The following is a 17,943-nucleotide window of genomic DNA, read 5'->3' as shown; positions in this document are numbered from 1 at the left end:
GATGCACCGTAGGTGAGGGGATGGGATGAGAACTCTGAGAAGAGGCGACATTCGACAGGGATTGGTCGTCGAGGTCACCAACGCCGGCGCCCTGGTCGACCTGGGTGACCAGCATGGAGTAGTCAACAACGCGAACCTCTCCTGGCGGCCCTTCGAACATCCTTCGCAGGTTGTCCGGGTCGGGCAGAAGGTTCTGGTCATGGTCCTTGGGATGGATGACATTCAGGGCCACGCTGTGCTGTCGATCCGTGATCTCGAACCCGACCCACTTCGAGAGTTCGCGCTGCAGAATAGTGGCGCTACTTGCAATGGTAGGGTAACGCGCATAACGCCGATTGGGACCTTCGTCGCATTGGAAGGACAGGTTACAGGCTTGGTTCCAGTCGTCGATGGTGTTTCGGACGATCAATTAAAGGGCAGTGCTCCTGTCGTCGGCGACGAAGTTAGAGTGACGGTTGTAAATGTAAATCTCGACCGCCGTCAGGTAGAACTCTCGCTCTACGGATCAGAAGGTTAGGGGTTCGAATCCCTTCGGGCGCGCTTATCTGACCAGGGAAGATAGCCGATCGGCTATCTTCCCTGTCGTCGTGTGAGTCACGTGTGAGTCACGCCTGTGGCACACGTTCTTGGACTGGCGCGGCATCGCTGAGCTGCTGATCTGTCTGGCGGCGCGGCGGGTTCGTCAGGTAGGCGTGCTCGAAGGGCTCGGACTCCTAACTTTGGTCTGTGGTCGGACTCAATCTGTTTGAGGAAGACTGTGACGTTTGGTGTAGTGAAGTCCGGTTCTCGTGTCCCGGCGGCTCTTGTCTGTCCGGCCGTGCTGCGGGCACTGCTTGCTGTTGGATCCGGCTTCCGGGGTGGGTGCTGATGCGCACCTCGGATGGGCTGGGCCGGGTGTATCGGCGGTGTGGCTGCCGTGACGAGGAGACGGGCAAGCAGTTCGGCGCACGCTGCGAGCGGCTGGCGGACCTCAGCCACGGGCGCTGGTACTTCTCGCTGCAGGTACCCGGCGTGGACGGCGGTCGTGATCGGGTCCGTCGGGGCGGGTTCGCCACTCTGGCTGAGGCGGAACGGGCCTGCTGGGAACTGTCCCAGTTGCCGGGGCCGGAGGCGTTAGCGCGGACCTGGACGGTGCGACGCTGGCTGCATTTCTGGCTGTCGGAGCTGGAGGGCCGGTTGCGGCCCACGACGGTGCTCAACTACCGCAGCACTGTGGAGAAGTACCTGATCCCGCACCTGGGCCGCTTTCGGTTGAGCAAGCTGCGCACGAAGATTGTTCAGCGGGCCATGGACGCGATTTGCCGCCAGGTCGTGCGCGGCGGCCGGCTGATCTCGCCGGGCAGCGTGAGCCGGATCCGGGCCGTGCTGCGCAGCGCGTTGTCGGAGGCGAGACGGCAGGGCATCGTCGGCCACAACCCTGCCCGGAATCTGCGGCTACCGAACGGGGCGCGTCCGCATGCGGTGGTCTGGGATGACGAGCACGAGGCGGTGTGGCGTGAGACCGGCGTGCGCCCACGGGTCGCGGTGTGGGACCTGGACAACCTGGCGCGGTTCCTTGAGGCGGTGCGCGACGACCGGTTGTTCGTGCTGTGGTGGCTGGTGGCGCTGCGCGGCCCTCGTCGGGGCGAGATGGCGGGCCTGCGCTGGGAGGACATCGACCTGGCTGTGGGAGAGTTGACGATCAGGGAACAGGTCATCGTCATCGGTGGGCGGGAGCACCTCGGGCCGCCCAAGTCAGCGGCGGGAGTGCGGACACTGGCGCTCGACGACGCCACGGTGAAGCTGTTGTGGGAGCTGTGGCATGAGCAGCGACGCCGGCGCGGCGGGGTTGATCCGAAGGGGCGGGTCTTCGTCCACGCGAACGGGCGTCCGGTGCGGCCGGACTGGTTGACCCGCCGGTTCGCGAAGCTCGTCAAGCAGTTGGGGCTGCCGCCGGTGCGGTTGCACGACTTGCGGCACGCGGCCGCGGGGCTGGCGTCTGCGGCCGGGGTGGACTTGAAGCTGATCCAGCACGACATGGGCCACGCCAGCCCGGTCACCACTGCGGAGACCTACATCTACGTGTTCAAGCGGATGGCCAAGGAGGCGGTGCGGGCGAGCGCAGAACTGCTGTTGTCCCACGTGAAGATCCGAATGTCACTGGAAGGTGCCTCCCAGGCATGACCTGACGATCACGGTCACCGCACACCCCCGGTGGGTGGGCAGTTGCGGCTGCGGCGTCCGAAGTCGGTAGGGCTGCCCGGAAAGGCCGAGAGATCTTCCTCGTCCCCCCGGGCAGTCCGTGGCGAGATCGTCACCCGCTTTCGCGTGTCCGCCGAATTCTGCCCTTTGGCGCGACCTGGTCGTTCATCTTGGACCGCCTCTGCGCTGCGCGGGTGTCGCTGGCTGGCTTCGTCTTCTCGGCGGTCGTCGGGCGCCGTGTTGCGCTGTCTCCGCGCCCAGCGGGCCGCCGCATTTCGGCGCCGGGTTTGCCGGCGTTGAGGACGAGGCGGGCGGTGGCTTCGGCGGCCTTGTGCTGGGTGGCGGGCAGGCTGGTGGTGTAGGTGTCGGCAGTGATGCGGATGGTGGCGTGGCCGAGCTGATGCTGGATGGTTTTGAGATCGGCGCCGGCGGTGTGGGCGAGGGTCGCGGCGCCGTGCCGGAGGTCGTGCAGCCGAATCGGCGGTAGCCCGGCCCGGTCGACCAGGAGCCGGAGGCGCTGGGTGAGGTAGCCGGGATGGACGGGTAAACCGTAGGGGCTGGTGAAGACGTAGCCACTGTCGTGGCAAACCTTCCCGGCGCCGGTGCGTGCGGCGCGGTGTCGGCGTTGCCGTTCGGCATGCTGACCCAGGATCCGTACGGTGTGCCGGTCCAGGGCTATGGTGCGGCGGCTGGTCGCGGACTTGGGTGGGCCTTCGTGGACGTCGTAGCCGGCGGTGGTGCGTTGCCGCACGATCGATAGTTGGCGGGCGTGGAGGTCGATCTCGGTCCAGCGCAGGCCGGCGGCTTCGCCCCGGCGCAGGCCGCGTAGGGCGATCAGCCACCACAGGGCGAACAGGTTGTCGTCGCGGACGTAGTCGAGGAACGCGGCGAGCTGGACCGGTGTCCAGACCGCGACGGACGGCCGCTCGCCGGTGGCTTCCCATTCAGCGACCCTGTTCTCGGTCCACAGCCGTGCCAGGGGACGCTCCTGGGCGGGCAGTTCTACCCGCCGGGCGGGGTTTTCGACGATCAGGCCCTCGCGGATGGCGGCGTTGAGCGCGGCCCGAAGGGTGGTGTGGAGGTGCCGCAGCGTGCACGGCGTCTGGGGCTGGCCGGACCGGTTGCGGGTGGCGGCGATCTGCGTGAACGCCGCGTTGAGCTGCCGGGAGGTCAGGTCGCCGAGGATCAGGTGTCCGACGTGGGGGACGAGGAATCCCTCGACATCGCGCGTGTAGTGCATTTTGGTCGTCGGCCGAATCCTGGTCCTGGTCGACAGCCAGTACCGCAACCACCGGGTGACCGTCCACGACCGGCCGGCCTGCTGCTCACGAGACAGGATCAGGAGTTCGTCGCGGGCCTTCCGCGCGGCCGCCTCCGACGCGTACCCACCGCGACGTACCCGTTCGTTCTGTCCGAGCAGATTCCGCGTGGAGCAATGGAAGTACCAGCTTCCGTGGTCAGGCTCCGGCAGCTTTGGGCAGCTCTTGCCCAGCGTCCGCCTGGTCGCTGGGTCCAGGCAGCCGCACCGCTTCACAATCGCACCCTGGCTTTTCATCGTTTTCTCCCTTTGTTGGTGGTGGCCACACCCTCACCCAGGGAGATTGGGTAAAAATCGGTTTCCGGATTGGTTCACGATTTCCGTCGACTACGAGCCGTCCGGCGCGCGTAAGAGCTTCAGTTCAGTTCGTTGTCCGGGATTCGGTCTTGGCCCGGGATTCGGACTGGAGGAGGCAACGGGGTAGGCAAGCGGCTCTGTCGCATTAGCGGATCGGTGGGCACGCGCCGGGACGGGTCAGGCCACGCCTACGCGGCTGGCGAACTCGCGTACGCCCGGGAGGCTGTGGCTGCGGGCCAGTAGGTCGGTGGTGAGCTGTTGCGCCCACGGGCGGAAGCGAACCTCCTGCGGGGTGTCGCGTTCGGCGGCCAGCAGCGCTTGGAAAGTCGCCCGCGGGCGACCCCGGCGCCGTAGTCGCCGTTGCTGGCCGCCTGCGCGACGGCCGGCATCGTGGTCCACGCGGTCCGGGTGCTCATCCGGCACCTCCATCCACGATGGCGGGAGTTCGAGCGTGACCGATGTTTGCGGGTTGTGCAAGCAGGTTGCACCCTGCCCGGCGACGTCTTCGATCCGGTCGGGCGGGCGGGTGTGCTGGATGTATCCACCAGGGCAAGACAAGGAGACCCGCGATGATGCACCTGAGCACACCGGACGTGCCGATCACGGTCACCGACCTGATCCGGGCCGGGCTGCCGGAGCTCGGCGACGGCTGCCAGATCCACCCGTCGGCAGTGTTCCTGCCCGCCGACATGCTCGGTACGATCCGTCCGATCGTGCTCGGCGACCGGGTCGCGGTCGGCGCGTTCACGGTGGTGCACGGCGGCACCAGCATCGGCCGCGATACCCGCATCGGGCACCGGGCGACGGTGGGTGAGCCGGAGTACGGCTACGCCGTGCGCCGTGTCTATCAGGGCGCGGGCGCGCCCACCACGATCGGGTCCGGGGTGGTGCTGGGCGCCGGCGCGACCGTCTACGCCGGAGCTAGCGTCGGCGACGACACCACCATCGGCCACAACACCCTGCTGCGCACCGACGTCAAGGTCGGCTCGGCCAGCCAGCTCGCGGCGAACCTGACCGTCGAGCGCGGCTGTGCCATCGGCGACGGCGTGCGCTGCTCGCCCGGCTCGCACCTGACCGCCGACACCGTCATCAAGGACCGGGCCTTCATCGGCGCGGGGGTGCGGACCATCAACGACAAGGAGCTGATCTGGCGGGACCCCGACAACGAGCCGCCGCTGCTGCCGCCGAGTTTTGCCTACGGCTGCAAGGTCGGCTCCGGCGCGGTCATCCTCGCCGGTGTCAACGTCGGTGAGCACGCCCTGGTCGGCGCCGGATCGGTTGTCACCAAGGACGTGCGGTCCCGCGCCATCGTCTACGGCGTGCCCGCCACCCAGCACGGGGAGGTGACCCTGTGACCAGTGCGATGACCTGGCTCGACCCGCTGCGCACCAGCGTGCCCGAGATCGATGACAGCGGCTGGCAGGAGCTGCACCGTCTTGCCGGCGACTTCGGCAGCCTGTGCGGGCGCGGACCGGCGCCGCAGGACACGCCCGCCTGGTCGCGGTGGCTGCTCGATCTGCGTCGTGAGCTCGCCGGTCGTGGCCACCGCGCTCCGGCCGGGCGGGCCGGGCTGATCTGGCAGGCCCTCGCGCAGTTCACCGCCGGGTTCCACGACCTGGACCTGCGCGACGCCACCGGAGACGGACACGGCGCGATGATCCTGGCTGAGGGCACCCCGCAGGCCGCCACGCGCTGGGGCGCGCTGCTGGCCGCCGGGGGACTGGTCGGGATCGCCGCGACCGAACGGCACGGCGGCTCCCGCATCCAGGAGATCACCACCAGAGCCATCGTGCGCCGTGACGGGACCTGGCGGCTGACCGGCGAGAAGTGCTGGGTGTCGCGGCTGATGGAGTCGGCCGGGTTCGTGGTGTTCTTCCGCGACCCCGACGGCCGGATCAGCGCCACGGTCGTCGACGCCGGCTCCCAACGGCTGGAGCGGGAGGTGATCGAGCCGTTCGGGCTGGGCGGCTGGTCCTGGGGCGTGCTACGCCTGCACGAGCTGCCCGTCGACCCGGCGACCGACCTGGTCGGCCGGACCGGGGACGGCCTCCGGGTGTTCCGGCGCCACTTCGCCCGGTTCCGGCCCCTGGTGACCGCGACGGCGCTGGGCACCGCTGCCGGGGCACACACCCTGGTCACCGGCGCACTGGCCGCCAAGACCAGGGTCGGCGTGCTGCCCCGGGTACGCGACAACGCCCTGGTGGTCATCGGCCGCACCCACGCCGAGATCACCGCCGCCCTGCTGGCGGCGCTCACGACCAGCCGCCTGGCCGCCGACTCCCATCCGCACGCCGACTTCGCCGCCAGGGTCGGCAAGGCCGCCGGCGTCGACACCGCCGTCCGCGCGGTCGCCGACCTGGCACCGCTGATCGGGGCGGCCGGGTTCCAGCGGGCCCACCCGATCGCCAAGGCCCGCGCCGACCTGACCGGGCTGCTGTACGCCGACGGCATCCACGACAGCCTCTACCGCTCCGGCGGCGTCACCCTCCTGACCGAACCGGTCGCCGAGGTGGTACCGATCCGACCCGGCACCGCAGCCGCCGACCGCTACGACAAGGCAGCCTGAACAGCAAGACGGCGCGCACCCTCCTGACGAAGGTGCGCGCCGCCGGCGCATGTCAGTGCGTGTGAAAGCCGTTCTCCAAGTCGAACATCACGCCCTCGGCCTTGGCGCGCAGCGCGGCGATCACCCGGCGGGCCAGCAGCTCCGACATCCGTTCCCGGATCTGATCCTGGTCGCACCAGGCCCAGCTGCGCAGCTCGTCCGGCGGCAGCTGGATGTCAGCCGTGCCCAGCTCGTCGAGGGTGCCACCGTCGTAGACGAACATGACACCCTCGGTGCGTCCCGGCCGCGGCGGCACCCAGTCGGTCACCAGCAGCCGGCCGGGGACGATCGACTTGCCCAACTCCTCCTTGACCTCACGGACCGCCGCCTGCCGGGGTGACTCGTCGGCGTCGACGCACCCGCCGACGATTTCCCAGTAGTCCTTGTAGGCGGGCTCGACCAGCAGAGCCCGCCTGGCAGCGTCGGTGAACAGAACTGCGGCGCCCATGCGTTTTCGTGGAAGCGTCGCCGTGTAGTCGCCGGACGGTGTGCTCACCACCGCAGGCTACCCGTGCCGGCGACCTCACCACGCACCTTCGGCAGTCTTACGAGGCCAGCGTCGCCCGCGGACAACCCGTTCCGCATCCATGGAAGTGAAACACCTCGGCCAGCCGACCAGCCGCCGGTCGACGCCGTCCTGCGCGAACGCGGCCCAGGTTCGTACCACAAGTCTTCCCGGAAACAGCGTTCACAGCACGGCGGCGACCCGGTCAAGGACAGCAATGCTGCGGTCGCCGCTGACCAGCCGGGACTCAGCAACCGAGAACGGCGCGTCCGCACGTAGTAGTTCCAAGGTCGACACGTATCTCGCATCGGCAGAAAGGAAAAGATCACATTCAACAAGATATGAGCTGTGCTGCTCGTCAGCAGGATTGCCGGCGGTGATCTTAAGGGCGGCCTGAGCAAGCCGGATCGCCCACCTGATCCAGTTTCGCTTCATTTCTTCTATGACAACGTCACTGACCCAAAATCTGGTGAAATCGGCACGGTCGGAACGCAACTTCGACAGGTCGACGTAGGCGCCGATCCAGTCGGCAAAAGTCGCGTCCTCCCCCGTCAGGAAGGCCCGGCCACCGAGCGTCGCGAGCTCGCGCCAGTACAGGTCGCGACACTCGAGCCGCCACATCTCAACCGGCTCGCCGGACCACCCGTCAAGATACCAGTCTGGCGCCTCCGGAATGGGCGTGGCGAGGATCGCGGTAAGCGGCCGAACTCCGAATTTGGACTTGAGCATCTCGGCTCGCTGATCCCGCTGGCGCCGCACAAGGTACTCGCTCCGTGGACGCTGGCGCATCTGGGACTCGTGCAACGGCTGCGAGTCCTGCAGTGCCCGCCGCCAGATCTGTTTGGTCCAAAATGTATTCAGGGATGCCACTCTGCCGGTATCCGGCATTGAGCGAATCCACCCCGGTCGGACCCGACGAACTTCATTGATCACCTCTGCCGATTCGGACTGCGCCTCCGTGGCAAGCCGTCGACGCGGACCCATTGCCATTGCCTCGATGATTCGCTGCCGAACATGCGGCACTGGCAGCCGAATGACTTCTAGCAGCGTACTTGGAGGAACAACAACCTCGAGGCCCCGTGCAGTCACCATCTTATCGAACGATCTAGCTACTCCTTCGTCTCCGACCGAAGACCAAAGATTGGTGTCCATCATGACCCGCATGCGGCCATAGTGACAGAAGTCCCCCAGATGGTCCCACTCGATTTTGCGCTGCCCGCGCCCGTAATGCAACGAAACCGTCAGAGTGGACTACGGACGCGACCGAGGTGCGGCTTCGAGGTCCGCCTCCCGGATTCCCCGGTAGATCGTGATGGCTTCCAGCGGTCGGCACCCACTGCCGCGGACCTCCACCTGGATCACCTACTCGATCGGTTGCAGCCATGGAACCCCTGATCAGTCCCACCCCCGACAGCTGGACGCACCGTCGCCTCGGCGACCTCTGCCTCATCCACGGCGGCCCCAGCGGCTCCGACCTCAATGCCGGCGACCGCGATGCCGAAGGCATCGCGGTCATCAACACCGTCGACATCGGCGACGGCAGGGTGTCCGACGCTCCGAGAACCAGGATCAGCTCGGAGGCGGTGCGGAGGCCGAACTCGCCGTCGGCGACGTTCTGCTGGCCCGGCTCAGTGGGAGGGTCAATCACGTCATCATCGGGGAACGGGAAGCCGGAATGCTCATGGGCGGATCCACGATCCGGATCCAGGTCACGAAGCCCGCGAGAGGGGTGCTCCTACCGTTCTATCTACACTGCTACCTGATGCACCCGACGGTCCTGGAATTCCTTGGTCAGCAGGTCAAACAGGGAGTCCAGCCCAGCCTGACCCAAGGCAGCCTCAGAAACCTGCCCATCGCCCTGCCCCCGATGGACATCCAACGGGAGATCGCCGAGGTGGCGCAGGCGTTCCGGAACAAGATCGAAGCCCCCGAAAGGGTCGCGGGGTTGACCCGGCAGCTGTACCAACAGGTGGTTCCGCAGATGGTCGCGAACGAGATGACGTTCCGGGCGTAGCTCAGGGATCACACACGACGATGATCACGTTGTGAGGGCGCCGGTCGTCGCGGTCAATCCGGATAATCAGCGGCAGGAGGGTGATTTCGGGCGGGATCAGAGGGCCGCAGGGCTTGGACTACTGCTGCTTCATGCGGGCGATCTCCGCTTCGAGGTCGGCTACGCGCTTCTCCAGCTGTACACGGGTCGGCCGGGGAGCGACCGCTGTGTCCGCTCCTGATCTGCCCTTAACGGGAGTCGGTGGCACCAGCCAACCCACTCGCTGGAAGGCGACGATGGGTTGCTCGTATTGGCAGGTCCAGCATGTCGTCATCGGGTCCGGCTCGAGGTGACCCTGCTCGATCCGGCGGATGGCCTGCGCGTAGTCGGCTACGCCGAGATGCTCTTTAATCTGCTCCATCCGAGCCTTGCGCTGCGCGACAGCGTCGGGATCGTTCGGTTCCGTCTGCCGATGGCCGTCCGCTGGCTTCCAATTCAGCGGCGTGATCTGGTGGTCGAGGTGTCCGCATTCCAGCTTCACGGTCCAGTAGCCGACCGTCTCGGGTTCGCGCCGCAGGCCCTTGTCGCCTTCGAGATCCAGCGTGGACCGGGTCAGATAGTGGCTCACCGCCCGGTAGGGCGTCTCGGGGGTCCGGTGAGTGGTGCAGGTGTAAGCCCCTTTATGCAGCGGGCTACCGCCCCACGACCATGTCATGTCCGTCGGTGGCCGCTCGTCGCCGAGTGTCAGGATCTCGATGATGTCGCCGCAGCCGAGCTGCATCCGCCACCGGAACATCAGCTCCGCATCCGGAAACGACGACCGAATCAACGTACGATCTTCTCTCTTCACGGCTGCCAGGGCCTCGGCGCGGCGTTCGTTGTATTCGCGTAGCACCACAGCGACGGGCCGGGCTCGGCCAGGCAGCCGCCGCTCCGACTCGTGGTGCTCGTACGTTGTGCCTTCGCGCCGCGCCTTTCGTACCCGTTCCTCCGCACTGCCCTGAAGGATCTCCGAGATTCGGCGGATCTGGTCGGGGCTCATCGGAGGCGGTGGACAGCATCGTCCGCAATGGTTGACCGCGCTGCCCGCCATACTCCATCGCCCGGCGTGGCAGTAGGGGTGCCGCTGCTTGAAAGCCTGCTCCGCAGCCGTACGGGCGGCCTGCTCCTCGACGCTCAGATACATCGTGCCCTTGCCGGTCCACGAGGGCGACTCACCGAGCGAGATGAGTTCCTCGCCGCAACCGGGACACGGTTCGCCGGCCATCATGTCTTCGTGAGTCAGCCGGTCCGACTCCGTATATGTCGGCACGGACCACGCTTCGCACTGGAGATGCTTCGTGACGCCGCTGGCGACCATCCGATGGAGCTCACCGAACCTGCGGCAATCCATGCAGTACGGAGTTCCGTCGTCTGCCTTGGCCGGTAACTTGCGCAATGCGGCCTTGGTAATCAACGCCCGTTCTGTCACGCCAGCGGCCTTCCGTGCGGCATCGATGACTCAGGCTATTCGCCTCACGGTCAAGATCGCGTGAGACACCCCGTGTGGCTATCGACTTCCCACTCGATCTTGCCGGCGCTCCTCGGAGTTCGCGGTCTCAGCGTGCCCATCGGCGCCGAAGCGCTACCTCGGGCGGAGATCGATTGGCCTTCCCGTCTGCCGCGGCTCGCCGCAATACACCACCACATCGAGGCAAGACCATCGGGCGATGTGGTCCGGCGGAGGTTGTGAGGGCCCGTGGGTGCTCGGTGGGTGCTCGGACGTCGGGGTACTGGCACGGATTCATTGGAACTGGTATGGATTTAGACGCCATTCATGACATCGGTAAGTGTCGCTTGAATCCCGTACCTGCGGGGACCCGGTCGGACTGGGTGGGACGCGGTTGGACTGGGCTGTACAACTTGTCGATTCACCGATGGATCGGACTACGGATCAGAAGGTTAGGGGTTCGAATCCCTTCGGGCGCGCAAGATCAAGGGGCTTCTGACCTGCGGAAACGCAGACCAGGAGCCTCAATCGTCAGTAGCGCGTGGACACTCGTTGTCATGGCTGTATTACGGCAGTGTCACTACTCTCCGTGGTCACCTAGAGCTCATCATGCTTCTGACCTGGGATTCTGTCGTCCTCCCGCTCGATACGGTTGGCTGGGGCTTCTGATTTCTTCGCGGTCCTGGCGGCCTTGCGGGCGGTGCGCTTGATGGCCGCGCGGCGGTCCCGTGCTGCCCTCCGAATGAGTTCAGCCGTGGCTGCGCAACGCGGGTTCCTGTCGAACGTTCGTTCTACAGTCCCTGTTGTCGCCGCCAGGCGGCGTTGACGGCGAAGATCCGGGCCGGGAATCTGCCGAAGCCGGTGTTCTTGCCGCACCTGATGCGGTCTTTCGACGCGGGCGTGGGCGCGGTGGCGGATCTCGAGGTGCTGGATCGGGGTGTGGCCGGGTGAGGTGTCGGTGACGGAGACCTGGTGCCGCCAGCCGGTGGCCTCGTCGAACAGGGACAGTTGTGCGCCGGGGTGAGGTCGTTCCCGCCGGACGATCATGCGGGTGCCGGGCGGATACGAGGTGAGGTCGACCAGATGCGTGATCTCGCAGATCTCGGCGTGTTCCCGCAGGCCGGCGTTGGTGTCCAGGGCGGGGATCCACATCTGTGGCTGGTCGACCAGCCACGCCAGCCGTTCGCGTAGCGGCGCGGTGATCGCCGCGCCGATGGAGAACCGGGTGTCGTGCCGTGCTCACGCAGGCCGCGGATGTGGGCCAGGAATTCCTTGGTGCAGCCAGCGGTGTCGGCCCGGATGAGGATCGGGGTGCCGTACCGCTGCGGCTCGGGGATCTGCGCCGGGCAGGCGTCCAGCACGGTGATGTGATCCGCGGCGGTGTTCGCGGCGTCACCCGCCCGCAGCAGGCCGGCGAGGGCTTCTCCGGTGTTGTCGAGGAATCCGAACAACGGGTGGTAGCCGCTGGTCGCGGAGTATCGCGAGGTCGCTGATCGCTCGCCGCCGTCGGCGAGCATCACCGCCAGGTCCACGGCACGCGGCCCGGGTCATGACCCGGTCATGACCCGTCTCCCGACGCCGTAACCCGGCCAGAGCGTCGCTGACCGAGCGGGTCAGTCCGGTGGCATCGGCCAGGTCGGCCAGCAGTCGGGTACCGGCGTGGGCGACCACGCCCGTGCCGTCGGTGCTGACCGTCAACTCCGGACGCGACCAGGTAGTCTGCGCGCGGAAAGTGCCTTCCGTTCCGGTGATGTGAAGCCTTCGACAAGCCCCATCGTCCCAGTTCAGAAGGCACTTCTGTCATCTCCGCCCGCCATATGGATCACCACTCGTGAAACACCCGGTTTCATACCGAGCGAATCTGAGACGACGATTGCTGGACGTGCGCGCGGTGAAGGTGAAGTAGTACCGCGGTACCGCCTCCCTCCCGAGATTGACGACCGCGGTATGACGAGACACGACGGAATAGGTCCTAGCGTTCAGGCTATGAAGATACCTGACAGTCCACGGTGGAAGTCGCAACCGGCGCCATGACGCTGGTGACAGCGTTCGCTGCTGTCGTCGCCTGTGGGCGAAACCACCACCAACCTGGGGATACGTCCAAAACCACATAACACACAACTACGTTATAAGACGTCCCCTGAGAGCGCTCGAGGCACAACAATATCAGGTTCGGTTCGGCCCCAGATCCTCGCGGAGGAGTACCGACTGCCTCCCGCCGGCGGATGGCGACCCGTGCGTTCCCGTTCACAGTGAAAGGGCATCCCCCAACTATTAGGGACATGTCCTGAAAGCACTCGCCACCACGTGACCTCTGGCCAGCAACGGTCCGGCCATGTCGCGCCACGGCCGCGCACCGTCAAACTCCGCACGGAGCTGTCATGACCCTTGACGACGAACTCCTCGGCCTGTTCCACGAACTCACCGACCCGCATTACACAAAACAGCAAAAGGAGTACATGGCATGAGACCGTTCGAAGAAGGCACAGCGAAACCGTTGATTGGGCGCCGCAGCTTTATCACTCGCGCGGCTGCAATCGGCGCTGGCGTTGGATTGTCCGCGACGGCACTCGCGTCATGCACCGACGACAAGAAGGACTCGGAAACCTCGCTCAGTAAGAAGGACATCTCGCTTCGTGACCAAGACCTGAAGTTCGTCGGCACGGAGGAAACCTTTTCGACTCCCACGTTGTTGAAGCTGAACTCCATCAATGAGGATCACATAGCGTTCCTTGAGGAGATTGGTCTTTCGGATCTGGGCGAACGCCGCATCGGCGACATGGACGAGGGGGGTCTCAATGTTCAAATCCTCTCTGCTCATACTCCGTCCGTACAAAACGTCCCTGGGCAAAGGGGAATCGACCTTGCCTATCGTCTTAACCGACAACTCGTAGACGGGCCAATCGCCAGTTACCCGGGCCGCTTCCATGCTTTCGCCACCCTGCCCTTGCAGAGCCCGGAGGCGGCGGCAGACGAACTGGAACGCTCGGTTAAGCAAGACGGCTTCTTGGGTGCACTGACCAACGGACACATCGCGAAGAAGTATCTCGATCATCCCGATTTCGAGCCTGTGCTGGCACGCGCCGAAGCTCTAGATGTGCCGATCTACCTGCATCCCGGCTATCCGGCTGACGAGATCTTCCAAATCTACTACAGCACCACACGGTCTAAATACACGGAAGAGTACCAAGACTACATTTTCAGCGGGTCCGGATATGGCTGGCACCAGGAGGTGCTAACCCAATGCATTCGGATGATCGCGTACGGGGTTTTCGACAGATTCCCCAAACTGAAAGTCATCATCGGCCACATGGGCGAAGGTCTTCCCTTCTACTACGAGCGGATCGTCGGAGACATGGGCGAGCCGACCGAAGACTCGCTCGAGAAGCCCTTCGGGCAATACTTCCAGGACAACTTCTGGTTCACAACCAGCGCGTTCTTCCAGGATAATCTGCTCCATCTCTTGCTGAAATACATCAGCGTAGATCGAGTGATGTTCGCAACCGACTATCCCTTCGCAAGCATCAAAGAAGGGACCGACTGGTTCCGAGCAGTCGATCTTCCGCGTGAGGACAAGGAAAAGATTGCGTTCCGAAATGCCGAAAATCTGTTCGGCATTAAGGTCTGACGCATCGGGGCCCGACCGAGGTATCCCGCTTGTTCAACAGCGGTGACTTTGGCCGCACCCTTATAGCCGAAGTAGCGGGTATGGTGGCGTGACCTCACACACCAATGGGATCAGTGGCTCGTGCGCGGGACCACATGTTCACCTGCCGGGCGAGATCGTGGGCCGTCGGGCCAGTGCCGACGCTGTTGGCGGGCGGGCAGCATGGTGCTGTCGGCCGAGCCGGAGCCGGTCGCGGTGCTGGGCATCGACGAGGTCCGCCGCGGCAAGCCGCACTGGGTCTGGGACGACCGTGCTGGTTCGTGGACCGTGACGGCGGACCGGAGACAATCCGCGGTGGCGGTGGTAGCCCGTCGGATCGGCGGCAGGCTCCAGATGAGCGGCATCCTCACCGATCGCGCCCGGTCCCCGGAGCAGCGGCCGCCAGTACGGATGACCGCGCCACCACCCAACTCGACGCCGGCTACTCGGCACGCGCCGCCGGAAGTATCCGACTGACGGCTGACCGTCCTCGCCCGGCTCCCTATGACCTCACCACGCCGGGTCCGATGGGGCACGAGCACCTCCCGACCGAGGCTGACAGACCCCGTTCAGGACCGAAGTCGGTCAGGAACCGGGTCAGACCCCGGCGGGAGGTGCTCACGGACATCGTCGCCGTCAGAATCCGGTCCGGCCCGCGCCGTACGGGTAGAGCGGGTTGCCGTAGTTCGTCGGCACCGCCTGTCCGGCGTTGATGCGGTTACGGATCTCGGTCCGCTCCGCCGTCGTGGCGCCGAGGTCGTACGGCAGGTCCCAGTGCTCCATCGTGTCGGCCGGAATGTCGGTGCCGCCCGGCCGCAGCACCTGGTCGAGGCTGCGCGGCAGTTGCCAGGGCAGCTTGCCACTCGGCGCGTAGTCGCCGAAGAGCAGGCTCGCCAGCGCCGGACCCATCTCCTCGCCGCCGCGATAGGTAACCACGATCGCACTGGCCAGATCGTGCCACTCGGTGATCACGTACGGCCTGGGCAGCACCAGGGCGACGACGACCGGGACGCCCTGCCGCTGGAAGTTCTGGATCAGGGCAAGCTGGTCCGGCGGCAGGTACGGCTGTTCCTTCACCCACTGCGTGCCGTGGGTGTACGAGCCCTCGCCCACGGCCACGACCGCGAGTTTCGGGTTCGGACCGGTGCCCTGGTGCACGTTGACTCCGGCCGTCGCGGCACGGGCCCGGATCGCGTCGAGGATGGTCTTCGATCCGTACTGCTCGTGGAAGTAGCTGGTCCAGACGCAGCAGGAGCCGCCGTCCGTGGCGCGGGGGCCGGCGACCACGATGTTGTCGCCCGGGTTGAGCCGGATCGGCAGCACGCCGCTGTTCTTCAGCAGCGTCATCGACTTGCGCGCCGCCTGGTTGATCAACTGTGTGTACCCCGGCTGATGGAACCGGTAGGGACCGTTGACCGGGTCGCCGTACGGCGTCTCGAAGATACCGAGCTGGAACTTCAGCCGCAGGATCCGGCGCACCGCGTCATCGATGCGCGCGGCGGGCACGTTGGCGGTGAAGGTCGCGATGGAGAAGCCCGCCGCACCCGGGTCGGCGCCACCCATCACGTCGGAGCCGGCTCTGGCCGCGCCGACCCAGGAGCCCGACGGCAGCCAGTCAGTGGTGATCAGGCCGGTGAATCCCAGGTTCTGGCGCAGGTAGGCGAGGATCTTCGCGCTGTCACCGGCGCCGGGACCGCCGGGATCGAGGTAGGAGCTTCCAGCGTATCCGGGCATGATGTTGACCGCGCCGGCTTCCATCGCCGCCCGGAACGGGATCATGTGGTACTTGATGGTGACCTCGTCGAAGACGATGAGCGCCTCGCCGCCCGCGCCCTCGCCGGGCCAGTGCTTGACCGTCGCCAGCACCGACCGCGGGTTGAGCTCGGGGCCGCCCTGCAGGCCGGCGACCAGCGCCCGCACCTGGGCGGCGGCGACGTCCGCGTTCTCGCCGTTGCCCTCCTGGATGCGCGGGTAGATCACCTTCGTGCCGACCTCCGCCAGCGGGCCGAGCACGCCCCGGGTGCCCACCTCCAGCTGCTCGCGCCGCTGGAGGTCGCCGAGCCGGTAGTCCAGTGGGTAGTCCCTGGCGGCGGCAAGTGCGCTCTGCGTCGGCCAGGTCGTCTCGTATCCGTGGATGGTGTCCCCGGCGGAGACGAACGGGATGCCCAGCCGGGTGCCGGAGGACGCGAGCAGCATGTTGTGCAGGTCCTGCGCCTGGGCCGGGCCGAAGTGCCAGCCCGAGCGCGGGAACGCCTGGGCGTTGTAGAACATCTGGTACGCCTTCTCCTCGGCCGTCATCCGGGAGAGGAGGTCGTTGACCCGGGCCTCGACGGGCTGCCGCCAGTCCTCGTACGGCTCGACCGAGCCGTTCCGGTTGAGGTCGCGGGCGCCGTTGACGATGCCGACGCCATCGGCGACGGTCTCGATGTCGGGCAGGTAGACGCTGAACCGGCGGATGTTCGAGGTGCTGATCGTGCCCGATCCGCCGACCGCGACGACATACCATTTGTAGGTCCAGCGGTCGGGGAGATCCCAGCTGGGTGTGTAGCTGGTGCCGGTCGGCTCGGCGACCTTGGTGTAAAGGTCGATGAGGTTTCCCGGCTGGGCGAAGTCGTAGTCGGTGCGGCTGATGTTGATCCAGACCTGGTACCGCGCCGCGCCGCCGACCGCGGCCCAGGACAGGGCCGGGCGCCGGGTGGTGGTCACCATCGCGCCGTCGGCCGGTGCGGCGAGGGCGAACTGACCGGTGGTCGCCGGCGGTCTGGTCGGTCCGGAGAGCAGGGGCGGCGTGGTGGCGCCGGTGTCGACCGTGCCGAAGACCTGGAACTCCCAGAGCGAGTAGCCGTAGCCGGTCGCCCGCGCGGTGCCGGTCAGCCGGACGAACCGCCCGGTACCGCTGACGGCGAGCGTCTGCACGCCGCCGGTGCCGGCCGACGTCGAGTAGATGGTGGTCCAGGCGGTGCCGTTGGACGATGTCTCGATGCGGTACGCCGTCGCGTACGCCGATTCCCAGTTGAGCACGACGCGGGTGACCGTGGCGGTGCCGCCGAGGTCGACCTGGATCCACTGCGGGTCGCTGAACTGGCTCGACCAGCGCGTGGTGGTGCGTCCGTCGAGCGCGGCGGCCGGAGCGTTGCCGCCTTCCCAGCTGGAGGCCGTGACGGGCTTGAACTCGGAGATCGGCGCGCCGGTCGGCGGTGGGGTGGTCCCCGTCGTGCCGAAGACCTGGAACTCCCAGAGCGAGTAGCCGTAGCCCGTGGCCCGCGCCGTGCCGTTCATCCGCACGTACCGGCCGGTGCCGTTCACGGCGAGCGTCTGCACCCCGCCGGTGCCGGTGGTCGTGCTGTAGATCGTGCTCCAGCTCGTCGCATTGGCCGATGTCTGGATCTGGAATCCGGTCGCGTAGGCCGCCTCCCAGTTCAGGATCACCTGGTCGATGGCGGCGCTCGCACCCAGATCGACGTAGATCCACTCCGCGTCGCGGAAGGCGGAGGACCAGCGGGTGCCGATATCACCGTCCACGGCCGCGCTCGCCGGCGTGCCGGCGCTCTCGGTCGACGACGCGGTGACCGGCCTGCCCTGGGACAGCAGTGCGCCCGCGGCTCGGGCCTCGTCGACCGTCAGGGCGGCGTACGACCCGAGCAGCAGGACGAGTACGGCGAGGATCGCGGTCCTGGCTCTGGCTCTGGCTCTGACCGGTCCTGTGCCCGACGGCGGCGACAGGCGGGGAACAGCGGAGGGGGTCATGGGGACTCCTGGTGCGTGTCAGCGGTTCGCTGGGGACGGGTGGTCGGCGCGCGTGCGTTTCCGATGCGGTGGTTGACCGATCTCAGTGCTCGGGCCGCCGAGTAACTGGAGTTCGAGACCGGCGGCCACATCCGGTGCTCTCCCGCCTGGCGTTCGCGGCGG

General features: G+C 66.7%; 13 protein-coding genes and 1 pseudogene. 7 read left to right on the top strand and 7 right to left on the bottom strand.

The genetic code is table 11. The features are described from left to right. Positions 1-25 precede the first annotated feature (25 nt). Together ACN28C_RS04640 and ACN28C_RS04635 are read left to right on the top strand one after the other, a co-directional pair. Positions 26-517 carry a S1 RNA-binding domain-containing protein gene (locus ACN28C_RS04640; RefSeq protein ID WP_422772345.1) on the top strand — a complete coding sequence of 164 codons (492 nt, stop codon included), beginning with the start codon at positions 26-28 and terminating at the stop codon, positions 515-517. A 350-nt stretch (positions 518-867) separates the two neighbouring features. Then, positions 868-2,163: a tyrosine-type recombinase/integrase gene (locus ACN28C_RS04635; RefSeq protein ID WP_422772344.1), complete on the top strand. Its 1,296-nt coding sequence runs from the start codon at positions 868-870 to the stop codon at positions 2,161-2,163. Between the two features lie 130 nt (positions 2,164-2,293). Here the strand turns inward: ACN28C_RS04635 and ACN28C_RS04630 are convergent, their stop codons facing one another. Next, positions 2,294-3,736, bottom strand: coding sequence for a tyrosine-type recombinase/integrase (locus ACN28C_RS04630; protein WP_422772343.1), 1,443 nt, complete (start codon positions 3,734-3,736; stop codon positions 2,294-2,296). Positions 3,737-3,984: 248 nt separating this feature from the next. Next, positions 3,985-4,212: a hypothetical protein gene (locus ACN28C_RS04625; protein ID WP_422772342.1), complete on the bottom strand. Its 228-nt coding sequence runs from the start codon at positions 4,210-4,212 to the stop codon at positions 3,985-3,987. A gap of 153 nt (positions 4,213-4,365) precedes the next feature. On the opposite strand from ACN28C_RS04625, the gene ACN28C_RS04620 reads away from it, so the two are divergent. Further along, the gene (locus ACN28C_RS04620) at positions 4,366-5,151 is read left to right on the top strand and encodes a DapH/DapD/GlmU-related protein (protein WP_422772341.1); all 786 of its coding nucleotides are present in this window, start codon (positions 4,366-4,368) and stop codon (positions 5,149-5,151) included. Beyond that, the gene (locus ACN28C_RS04615; protein ID WP_422772340.1) at positions 5,148-6,362 is read left to right on the top strand and encodes an acyl-CoA dehydrogenase family protein; all 1,215 of its coding nucleotides are present in this window, start codon (positions 5,148-5,150) and stop codon (positions 6,360-6,362) included. Before ACN28C_RS04620 ends, ACN28C_RS04615 begins: the two co-directional genes overlap by 4 nt. Before the next feature lie 52 nt (positions 6,363-6,414). Here the strand turns inward: ACN28C_RS04615 and ACN28C_RS04610 are convergent, their stop codons facing one another. Continuing rightward, entirely contained in the window at positions 6,415-6,897 is a 483-nt protein-coding gene (locus tag ACN28C_RS04610; protein WP_347404831.1) for an NUDIX hydrolase, read from the bottom strand. 192 nt (positions 6,898-7,089) lie between these two features. Then, the gene (locus ACN28C_RS04605) at positions 7,090-8,070 is read right to left on the bottom strand and encodes a hypothetical protein (RefSeq protein WP_278065309.1); all 981 of its coding nucleotides are present in this window, start codon (positions 8,068-8,070) and stop codon (positions 7,090-7,092) included. Positions 8,071-8,218: 148 nt separating this feature from the next. Between ACN28C_RS04605 and ACN28C_RS04600 the strand changes: the two genes are divergently transcribed. Beyond that, a complete protein-coding gene (locus ACN28C_RS04600) occupies positions 8,219-8,920 on the top strand; it encodes a restriction endonuclease subunit S (RefSeq protein WP_422772339.1) in 702 nt (233 codons plus the stop codon). Between the two features lie 118 nt (positions 8,921-9,038). On the opposite strand, the gene ACN28C_RS04595 is transcribed toward ACN28C_RS04600, so the two are convergent. Then, entirely contained in the window at positions 9,039-10,370 is a 1,332-nt protein-coding gene (locus tag ACN28C_RS04595) for a hypothetical protein (RefSeq protein WP_422772338.1), read from the bottom strand. Positions 10,371-11,200: 830 nt separating this feature from the next. After that, positions 11,201-12,140 (bottom strand): annotated as a pseudogene (locus ACN28C_RS04590) (transposase); the annotation flags it as partial. 712 nt (positions 12,141-12,852) lie between these two features. Here ACN28C_RS04590 and ACN28C_RS04585 point away from each other — a divergent pair. Further along, positions 12,853-14,016: an amidohydrolase family protein gene (locus ACN28C_RS04585; RefSeq protein ID WP_422772337.1), complete on the top strand. Its 1,164-nt coding sequence runs from the start codon at positions 12,853-12,855 to the stop codon at positions 14,014-14,016. A gap of 201 nt (positions 14,017-14,217) precedes the next feature. Continuing rightward, on the top strand, positions 14,218-14,511 hold the full coding sequence (locus ACN28C_RS04580; protein ID WP_422772336.1) for a hypothetical protein: 294 nt from the start codon (positions 14,218-14,220) through the stop codon (positions 14,509-14,511). Positions 14,512-14,670: 159 nt separating this feature from the next. On the opposite strand, the gene ACN28C_RS04575 is transcribed toward ACN28C_RS04580, so the two are convergent. Continuing rightward, positions 14,671-17,781: a discoidin domain-containing protein gene (locus ACN28C_RS04575; protein WP_422772335.1), complete on the bottom strand. Its 3,111-nt coding sequence runs from the start codon at positions 17,779-17,781 to the stop codon at positions 14,671-14,673. Between the last annotated feature and the right edge of the window lie 162 nt (positions 17,782-17,943).

The organism is Plantactinospora sp. WMMC1484 (genome assembly GCF_049315195.1).
GTDB lineage: Bacteria > Actinomycetota > Actinomycetes > Mycobacteriales > Micromonosporaceae > Plantactinospora.
This window is presented reverse-complemented; position numbering and strand designations above follow the sequence as displayed.